The sequence below is a fragment of the Streptomyces sp. NPDC004658 genome (genome assembly GCF_040609555.1).
In the GTDB taxonomy this organism is placed as follows: Bacteria; Actinomycetota; Actinomycetes; order Streptomycetales; family Streptomycetaceae; genus Streptomyces.
Map to the genome: position 1 here is coordinate 1 of NZ_JBEXKG010000224.1, position 9,578 is coordinate 9,578.

The following is a 9,578-nucleotide window of genomic DNA, read 5'->3' on the forward strand; positions in this document are numbered from 1 at the left end:
GCCGATGCCGGTGGCTCACTCGACGAAGTACAGCGGCTGCTCGGCCAGAAGGACCCGCGCTCACCCCGCCCCTACCTCCGCCCCGATGTCCGGCGGGCGCCGTAGGCGTCGGCGCCCACGCCCGGGGTGCCGGCCACCAGCAGCGCGTCGAACTCGACGGAGCGCGCGGTGGCGTAGGTCCGCTGGACGGTCAGGGCGTCCGCGCCGTCGCCGAGGGTGCCGCCGGTGGGTGCGACGATCAGCGGGACCATGCCGCCGTCGAGCACTTCCTGGCGTACGGCCCGTACGCCGTCCAGGTCGCCGTCGGGGCCGGTGACGACGCCGATGATCCGGCCGTCGGTGGGCCAGGTGTGCCCGACCTGGGAGAGGGCGGGGCTGGGATCGACGTCGGCGAGCGGCACCGTGGGGGCCGGGGCGGGCAGGCCGAGGCCGGCGGCGACGCCCTCGCACAGCTCCGGGTCGATGTTGGCCAGCACCTGCAAGGCCCGTTCCCGGATGGCCTGCTCGTAGCACTTGCCGAGTTCGAAGGTGTAGGCGCCGATGATGTGCTCGCGCTCCACCGGGCTCATGCTCAGCCAGAACCTGCGGGGCTGGCTGAAGTGGTCCTGGAACGACTCGGGCGCCTCGCGGACCTTGGTCGCCTCGGGGACGCGGACGGGGGTCTCGACGTACGCCCCGTCGAGGTCCGCCCCGGGGGCGAACGGGCAGCCGCCGTCGAGGGAGTTGGGGCGGTAGGGGGCCACGCCCCGGTGGACGGCCGTCTGGTGGAAGCCGTCGCGCAGCATGTCGTTGACGGGCGAGTGCGGCCGGTTGATCGGGATCTGCGGGAAGTTGGGGCCGCCGAGCCGGGTGATCTGGGTGTCCAGGTAGGAGAAGAGCCGGCCGGCGAGCAGCGGGTCGTCGGTGATGTCGATGCCGGGGACGAGGTGGCCGACGTGGAAGGCGACCTGCTCGGTCTCGGCGAAGAAGTTCGACGGGTTGCGGTCGAGGGTGAGCAGCCCGATCGGCTGCACGGGGGCCAGTTCCTCGGGGACGATGTTCGTCGGGTCCAGCAGGTCGATGCCCTCGAAGGTCTGGTCGGGGGTGTCGGGGAAGGTCTGGATGCCGAACTCCCACTGCGGGTAGGCGCCCGCCTCGATGGCGTCGGCGAGGTCCCGTCGGTGGAAGTCGGGGTCGACGCCGTTGATGATCTGGGCCTCCTCCCAGACCAGGGAGTGCACGCCCAGCTTCGGCTTCCAGTGGAACTTCACCAGGGTCGTCTCCCCGGCGGCGTTGACCAGGCGGAAGGTGTGGACGCCGAAGCCCTCCATCGTGCGGTACGAGCGCGGGATGCCCCGGTCGGACATGTTCCACAGGGTGTGGTGGGTGGCCTCGGTGTGCAGGGTGACGAAGTCCCAGAAGGTGTCGTGGGCGCTCTGCGCCTGCGGGATCTCCCGGTCCGGGTGCGGCTTGCCGGCGTGGATGACGTCCGGGAACTTGATGGCGTCCTGGATGAAGAACACCGGGATGTTGTTGCCGACGAGGTCGAAGACGCCCTCGCTGGTGTAGAACTTCGTCGCGAAGCCGCGGGTGTCGCGGACGGTGTCGGAGGAGCCGCGGGAGCCGAGGACGGTGGAGAAGCGGACGAAGACCGGTGTCTCGACGTCCTCGGCGAGGAAGGCCGCCTTGGTCACGTTGGCGGCGGTGCCGTAGCTGCGGAAGACGCCGTGCGCGCCGGCGCCGCGGGCGTGGACCACGCGCTCGGGGATGCGCTCGTGGTCGAAGTGCATGACCTTCTCGCGCAGGTGGTGGTCCTGGAGGAGGACCGGTCCGCGGGGTCCCGCCTTGAGGGAGTGGTCGGTGTCGTACAGCCGGGTGCCCTGGGCGTTGGTCAGGTAGCTGCCGCTCTGCGCCATCCGCGCCTGGTCGGCGCCGGTCGGCTGCCCGGTCGGCGAGACGGTGTCCGGGCCGCTCTGGTCGGGCTTGGGCGGGTACGGCTCGTGGGGGTCGGTCGGCTCGGCGACCGGCGGCGACTTGGGTCCCGGCTTGCCGGGGATGCCGTCCTCCGGGCCCGCCGGCCCACCCTGCAGGGCGTCCGCCACCTTGTCCGCGGCTCGCTTCAGGGGGTTGGTCTCGCTCATCAGTTCCCATTCCTTCGGTGGTCACGGGCGGGCCCGCCCGGCGAGGGCACTCGGCTGAAAGTGGTGAGAGCAGTGAAAGCGGTGCCCTGTATGGCAGGGCTCGTACCGAGGTCCCCGGGCCGGGGCGTCCGAAACCGGGAATCGGGGGGATTTCCGGTCGGGGTGAAGTCGGGCCGTCTCCCATCGAGTTGCCGGGGCGGGAGGCCCGCCGGACGCGCTGGTCCGGACCCGGGGACCACCGGCAGGGCCAAGTGCCCCCTGCCGAGGACGTATTGGTCAGCAGGGCCGGCTTCTTGACCCGGGGCGGGCGGTCACCCGGCGGCCGCCCGCACAGGCCACCCTAGGCGCTGACCCCGTCCGCCGCAGGTCGGGGACGGGCCCGGGAGTACGGCCCCGGGCCGCCGCTCACCGGCGCGCCACGACGCGCAGGGTCTCCAGGGAGGAGTCCGCCGCGTCCGGGACGAGGAAGCCGTGGGCGATACCGCTGCGCAGGTAGTCGACGACCTCCGCGGTGATCACCTCGCCCGGCGCCACGACCGGCACGCCCGGCGGGTAGGGGCTGATCGTCTCGGCGGCGATCCGGCCCACGGCCTGCTCGGCGGGCACGTCCTCGGCGGGGCCGAAGAAGGCCTCCCGGGGCAGAAGCGCCTGCTCCAGTTCCAGGGCGCGGGGCTCGGGCAGGTGCACGGCGGGCCGCCGCTCGATGGTGTCCGCCCGGTCCACCAGCGAGCGCACGGACTCCACCAGCAGTTTCTCGGTCTCGTCGTCGTCGGCGTGGGTGATGGAGGCGCTGATCCGGCAGGTGTCCGAGCCTCCCACGTCGACGTGGCAGTTGGCGCGCAGCCACTCGGCCGCCTGCATGCCGCTGACGCCGAGGTCGCGCACGTCGACGACGATCTTCAGGGGGTCGAACTCGGCCGCGAGGTCCTCCTCGATCACCTCGCCGCCCATCACCCGCAGCCCCGGCAGCTCGCGCAGCTGGGCCCGGACGCGCTCGGCCCGGTGCAGCGCCGCGTCCAGCAGGTCGTGGCCCTGTTCCACCATCTGCCGCCGCCAGCCGTCGAGGGCCGCGTAGACCAGGCTGGAGGCGCTGGTGGTGCCGAGCAGATCCTCGCGCTGCTTGAGCACGGTGGGTGAGACCCGGTCGTGCTGGAGGTGGAACACCGAGCTCTGCTCGATCGCGCCGCCCATCTTGTGGACGCTGGTGACGACCAGGTCGGCGTCCGCGTTCATGCCCCAGACGGGCAGGCCCGGATGGAACGGCAGGTGGGCGCCCCACGCCTCGTCCACGATGAGCGGGACGTCGAAGGCGTGGCAGGCGTCGGCGACCCCGCGCACATCGGCGCAGGTGCCCCAGTCGGTGGGTGTGATCAGCAGCATGCCCTTGGCGTCGGGGTGTTCGCGCAGGCGGTTGCGCACGTCGTCGGCCTCGGGCGGATGGGCCATGTGCCGTTCGGGGTCGAACTTGGGGTGGACCCAGATCGGCTCCACCCCGTTGATGATCACCGCAGCGATGACCGACTTGTGGGCGTTGCGGGACAGCAGCAGCTTCTCCCCCGGTCCGGCGACCGAGCACATCGCGGTCTTCACGGACAGGGAACTGCCGCAGGTGGAGAAGAACGCGTGCTCGGCGCCGACCGCGTCCGCCATCAGCTCCTGCGCCTGCTCCAGCACGCCCTGGGACTGGCGACGGTCGTCCAGGCCGTTGAGGCTGAGCACGTCCGAGCGGAAGACGTCCAGACCGAGGATCTCGGCCACCCGGGGATCGGTGCCGCGGCCCTGCTTGTGCCCGGGTGGCCCGTACGCCACGTCACCTCGCCGCCGGAACTCCTGAAGAGCCTCCAGGACGGGTACGCGTGAGTGATCCATGGCTGTCCTCCTGAGCTGGTCGGTGCCGCATCCACCGTGTTGCACCGGCCGCGCTGCCCAAACACGCGCCGGTGTCAGAGAGCCGTTCGGTGGAACCCGGCGGGCACGGAAGACGCCCGCCGAACTACAGGAGGCCTCGTGTCGCAGTACCAGCGGATCCGGGAGGAGACCGCGCGCCGCGCCGACGCGCTGTGGACCGTGGCGACCACCCTGCACGCGGATCCGGAGACCGCGTTCGCCGAGCACCGGGCGGTGAAACTGCTCACGGGGGAGCTGGAACGCGCGGGGTTCGCGGTGCGGCGGGAGGCCGCGGGGCTGCCGACCGGGTTCACGGCCCGCTCGGGCGAGGGCCGGCCGGTGGTGGCCTTCCCCCTGGAGTACGACGCCCTGCCCGGGCTCGGGCACGCCTGCGGGCACAACCTGATCGCGGCGGCGGGCCTCGGGGCGGCCCTCGTCACCCAGGCAGTGCGGGACGGCACCGGGGGCACGGTCCTCGCGGTGGGCACGCCGGCCGAGGAGGGCGGCGGCGGCAAGGCCCTGGAGGTGGAGGCGGGCGTCTTCGACGGGGTGGACGCCGCCCTGATGTTCCACCCCGGGGTGTACGACTGGGTGCGGGCGCCGCTGACCGCGCAGGAGCAGTACCGGGTCGCCTTCCGGGGGCGGGCCGCGCACCCGACGGGAAACCCGACGGAGGGCATCGACGCGCTCGCGGCGCTGGTCGAGCTGTTCAACGTCCTGTCCGCGCTCGGGCGGCGGCTGCCGGAGGGGTCCCATGTCCAGGGGATCATCACCGAGGGCGGCACGGCCACGAACATCGTCCCGGAGTACGCCGAGGGCCGCTTCGGACTGCGGGCGGTCACGACGGCGGCCCTGGACGAGCTGGCGGACCAGCTGCGCACCGCCGCCGAGGGGGTGGCGCTGGCGACCGGCACGGGCGTCACGGTGGAACGCGCGAGCGTGCGGTACGAACACTTCCGGGACAGCTCGGTGCTCTCCGAGCGGTTCGCCGGGCACCTGGACCGCGCCGGCATCACGCTCACCGCGCCCACGCCCGGCGTCTACCTGGGCTCCTCCGACATCGGCAACGTCAGCGGCCGGGTGCCCGCCATCCACCCCTTCGTCGCGATCACGGGCGCCGACGGCTCCGACCACACGCCGGAGTTCGCCGAGGCCGCGGCCTCCGATCAGGCCCGCCGGGTGCTGACGGCGGTGGTGGAGGCGCTGGCCTGCACGGCGGTGGACATCCTGGGCGACGCGGACCTGCGCGGGCGCGCGTGGGCGGACCTGCACCTGACGGCGGACTGACGGCCGCGAACCCGCCGGCGGCCCCGCACTGCGCTTCCTCCTGTCGTACTGCTGCCCGGTCGTTCAGCCGGGCCGGCCGCAGCGGACCTCGCGTTCGTCCTCCCGGCCGGCGGCCTCGGCCTGGCTGCGCACGTGCTCGACGGCGGCGGGCAGGGCCCGGCGGATCACCTCGGGCACCTGGCGGCGCGCCGGCCACTCCACCAGGCAGCGCGCGACCTCCCGCAGTTTGATGTTGGTGTGCTGCGACATGTGCCGCAGCACCTCCCAGCCCTGCTCGGGACGCAGTCCGCCCACGGTGATGACCACGCCGATCGCCTGGTCGACCAGGGCGTGCGCGCCGAGGGCATGACGCAGCTGCTCCACCTCCTCCCGGAGTGCCTCCAGCTGGTCCGTCTGCTCGTCACGACCGATCATGCGCTCACCCTCCGCAGCCCGGCCGCCGAGCGCCAGCCGCCAGGCGAACAACCGGGCAAGAGGCCGTACAGAAAACGAAAAATCGCTGGTCGAGGTGCCCTGGAACCGCGGTTCGGGGGCAGCCGGGGGGACATGGACACCCTCACCTTCGACAGTCACGACCTGGACGTGACGGAGGATTTCCTCAGCCGTGCCTACGCCAGGATGCGCATCGCCAGCGGGACGCCCGGCTCGACCCGTGCCCGGATCCACCGCGCCGGCATCCCCACGCTGAGCGTCGACGAACTCGCGCTCGACTTCGAGATGGCCTACTCGGTGTCACCGCTGGGCCGGATCTGCCTGTGCGTCGTGCACGAGGGAACCGTGCGGGACCACGGCTTCCAGGGTGTCGAGGACTCCTTCGGACCCGGTGACGTGGTGATGTTCGCGCCACCGGACCTGCCGTACGCGGGCCGCATCTGCAACGCCCGCTACAACATCACCATGCTGGACCCCGCGCTGCTCGCCCAGGTGGCCGGGGACGGCTCGCGACCGGTGCGGCTGACCGGGCACCGCCCGCGCTCGGCCGCCGCGGCGCGCCACCTCAGCCGTACGATCGCCCATCTGCGGGACGACGTGCTGTCCGACGCCGAGATCGCGGACCAGCCGCTGATCGCCGCCACGGCCGCCCAGCACCTGGCGGCGAGCGTGCTGGCCGCGTTCCCCAACACGGCGCTGGACGAGCCCGCCGCCCATGACGCCGACGCGCACCCGGCGGTGCTGCGCCGCGCGCTCGCCTACATCGACGACCACGCGGACCAGCCGGTCACGGTCGCGGACATCGCCGCCGCGGCCCATGTGACGGTACGCGCGCTGCAGTACGCCTTCCGCCGGCACCTGGGCACCACTCCGCTGGCCCAGCTGCGCCGGGTGCGGCTGGCGCACGCCCATCACGAGCTGGTGAGCGCCGACCCCGGCACGGCCACGGTCACGGAGATCGCGGCCCGGTGGGGCTTCCACCACCCGGGCCGCTTCGCCTCCCTGTACCGGGACACCTACCGGAGGGCCCCGCACGAGACCCTGGCCGGCGGCTGACCGGGGACCGGCGGGTGTCCTACGGGAAGGACGTCACCTTGGACGGGACCGTGTCGGTGCCCGAGGTGGGTGCGCCGGTGCTGTTGACGACGTGCGCGTACTGGCCCTTGCCGCCGAGGGAGATCACCAGCAGGTCGTGCATCTTGATCCCCAGGGTCACGGGCACCTGGAAGCCGTGTGCCTGGACGATCGACGGATCGGACGTGTAGTTGCAGTAGCTGCCCAGGCCCCACGCCTCGTGCGCGGTGACGGAGTCGGCGACCTTGTAGGCCGCGTAGCCGGTGATGCCGTCGTGGGTGATGGCGGCGGCGTTCGGGGCGTCGTAGGCCTTCTCGTTCTGGAAGAAGATCGTCCGGCCGCGTTCTCCGTTCCAGTAGACGTCGTACTTGTTGAAGTGCTCCACGAACAGGCCGGTGGCCAGGACGTCGTCGCCGTTCACGCGCAGGCCGTAGTCGGCGCGGTTGGTGTCCCAGCCGACGCCGCTGCCGTGGTCGGCGCGCCAGAGCCAGGTGTGGTCGATGATGACGTCGTCGCTGTTCACCACCACGGAGTTGGTGGCGAGCCCGGGTCCGGCTCCGCCGACGCGGATGAACACGTCCTGCATGGTCGTGGGGTTCGCGGAGTGGTCGGCGTCGGCGCCGGGGGTGCCGATCCGCAGCAGCGTGTCGGAGTTGACCGGGCCCGCGTCGATGAGGAATCCGGCGAGCCGCACCCCGTCGACGTCGGCGACGTGCATCGCGTCGACGCCGTTGTCGGGGACGAGGGTGGCGAGGCCGAGGCCGAGGACGACGGTGTTCGGCCGGGTGACGTCGATGGTCCGGTCGAGGTGGTAGACGCCGGGGGTGAACAGGAGGTTGAGGCCCTGGGCGAGGGCCTGGTTGATGGTGGCGGCCGTGGCGCCCGGCTTGACCACGTAGAACTGGTCGAGCGGGAGCGACGTGCCGGCGTTCGCGGGCCAGGAGACGCCCCGGGCGTTGGTGCGCTTGGCGGGGACGAACACCTTGTAGGCGGAGCCGTCGAGGTAGAGGAACGGCTTCTCGCGGGAGACCGGGGTGGTGTCCAGGGTGGTGTACGGGCCGCTGTCGAAGTTGGTGGCGGGGGCGCCCTGGACGCCGGAGAAGGTCATGTTCCACACGCCGTTGGTCCAGCCGCCGACCGAGCTGTCCCGGGTGTACCACTGCTGCTGGGAGTACGGGCCGACCGTGCCGTCGATCTTCGAGTCCGCGATGTAGCCGCCGGAGGCCCAGCCGTAGCCGTTGGGGGCGAGGTTGAGGCCGCCCTGGACGTGGATGCGGCGGAAGGGCGCGGCCTGGGCGACGGCCCAGCGGTCGGTGCCGCTGACCGGCTTGAGGGCGAGGTTCTCGGCCGAACGCCAGAAGTTCTGGGTGGCGTTGCCGTTGAACCAGCCCGCGTCGACCGTGATGTCCCCGTTGATCTGGGTGTCGTCGGGGTTCAGGCCGAGGCCGGAGATCGAGGTGTAGAAGCCGAGTTGGGCGTTGATGTTGTTGTAGGTGCCGGGCTTGAGCAGGAACTGGTAGCGGCCGGTGCCGAACTGGGCCGACTCCTGCTTGGCGAAGACGTCGTCGAACTTCTGCTGGAGTCCCGGGGTCGAGGGGTCGACGACGATGACGTTCGGGCCGAGGTCGCCGCCGCCCTGGACGGGCGGGACGCCGGTGGTGCCGGTGTGCACGGCGACCTCCCACAGGGAGTAGCCGTAGCCGGTGCCGCGGGCGGTGCCGTAGATGCGGACGTACCGGCCGGAGCCGCTGACGTCGTAGGACGCCGTGCCGCCGGTGGCCCCGGTGACGCTCTTGAGGGTGTTCCAGCTCTGGCCGTCCGAGGACGCCTGGATCTGGAAGTCCTTGCCGTAGGCGGCCTCCCAGTTCAGGTCCACCTTGCACAGGTCCTGGACGGAGCCGAGGTCGATCCGCAGCCACTGCGGGTCGGCGGCCTGGCTGGACCAGCGGGTCCCGGTGTCGCCGTCGACGGCGGCGGAGGCGGGGGTGCCGGCGTTCTCGGTGGAGGAGGCCGTGGCGGCCTTGCCCTGGGCCGCGTTCGCGGTGCCGCAGCCCGCTTGGGCGCCGTCCGTCGTGCCGTACACCTGGAACTCCCACAGGGAGTAGCCCCAGGGGGTGGCCCGGTGCACGCCGAGCATCCGGACGTAGCGGCCCTGGCCGGACACGTCGAGCGTGTCGGTGCCGCCGTCGGAGCCGGTGACGGACTTCAGGTCGGTCCAGGCGTTCCCGTCCCCGGATATCTGGACCTTGTAGTCCTTGCCGTACGCGGCCTCCCAGTTCAGGACGACCCGGGTGACGGTGGCGGTGCTCCCGAGGTCGACCCGGACCCACTGGTCGTCGGTCGCGGCCGAGGACCAGCGGGTCCCGGTGTCGCCATCGACGGCCTTGGCGGCGGTGGTGGCGCCGTTCTCCTCGGACGACGCGGTGGCGGACTTCCCCTGCGACAAGGGGGTTTCGGCGGCGGTGGCCGAGGGGTGCGTGGTGGGCAGGGCGAGCAGCGCGGCCGTGGCGGCCAGCGCTGCTCCCAGGGATCTCAGTCTCATTCGGCGGCTCCAGACGGGTGGGGGTTCAACGGGCGCGGCCCATGGCTTAGTTCATGTTTTGATTTAAGTGATGAACCAACCCGGCCACAAGCCTTCGACACGAGATCCTTCGACCGGCCCACCGGAGCACGCGGTCACCGGCCTCCGGCCGGGATCGAGGAAGGGGTCCGTCCGGCCGCGGTGCGTCCGCCGCCGGCGCAGGCGGGAGCGCGCACCACGGCGGTCCGACGGCCGGT

The 9,578-nt window shown here is 72.2% G+C and carries 5 protein-coding genes and 1 pseudogene; 2 read left to right on the forward strand and 4 right to left on the reverse strand.

Features of this window, described 5'->3' with window-relative positions:
- Positions 1-101: 101 nt before the first annotated feature.
- A pseudogene (locus ABZV94_RS37795) lies at positions 102-2,120 on the reverse strand (catalase); the annotation flags it as partial.
- Between the two features lie 405 nt (positions 2,121-2,525).
- Entirely contained in the window at positions 2,526-3,989 is a 1,464-nt protein-coding gene (locus ABZV94_RS37800; RefSeq protein WP_356348924.1) for an ornithine decarboxylase, read from the reverse strand.
- Positions 3,990-4,127: 138 nt separating this feature from the next.
- Here ABZV94_RS37800 and ABZV94_RS37805 point away from each other — a divergent pair, with 138 nt between their 5' ends.
- On the forward strand, positions 4,128-5,294 hold the full coding sequence (locus tag ABZV94_RS37805; protein WP_356348926.1) for an amidohydrolase: 1,167 nt from the start codon (positions 4,128-4,130) through the stop codon (positions 5,292-5,294).
- 63 nt (positions 5,295-5,357) lie between these two features.
- On the opposite strand, the gene ABZV94_RS37810 is transcribed toward ABZV94_RS37805, so the two are convergent.
- Positions 5,358-5,708 (reverse strand): ANTAR domain-containing protein, encoded by a 351-nt coding sequence (locus ABZV94_RS37810; RefSeq protein ID WP_356348929.1) that lies wholly within the window; start codon positions 5,706-5,708, stop codon positions 5,358-5,360.
- Positions 5,709-5,840: 132 nt separating this feature from the next.
- Here ABZV94_RS37810 and ABZV94_RS37815 point away from each other — a divergent pair, with 132 nt between their 5' ends.
- Entirely contained in the window at positions 5,841-6,782 is a 942-nt protein-coding gene (locus tag ABZV94_RS37815) for a helix-turn-helix transcriptional regulator (RefSeq protein ID WP_356348931.1), read from the forward strand.
- A gap of 19 nt (positions 6,783-6,801) precedes the next feature.
- Here ABZV94_RS37815 and ABZV94_RS37820 read toward each other — a convergent pair whose 3' ends face one another.
- Positions 6,802-9,342, reverse strand: coding sequence for a discoidin domain-containing protein (locus tag ABZV94_RS37820; protein WP_356348934.1), 2,541 nt, complete (start codon positions 9,340-9,342; stop codon positions 6,802-6,804).
- Positions 9,343-9,578 lie beyond the last annotated feature (236 nt).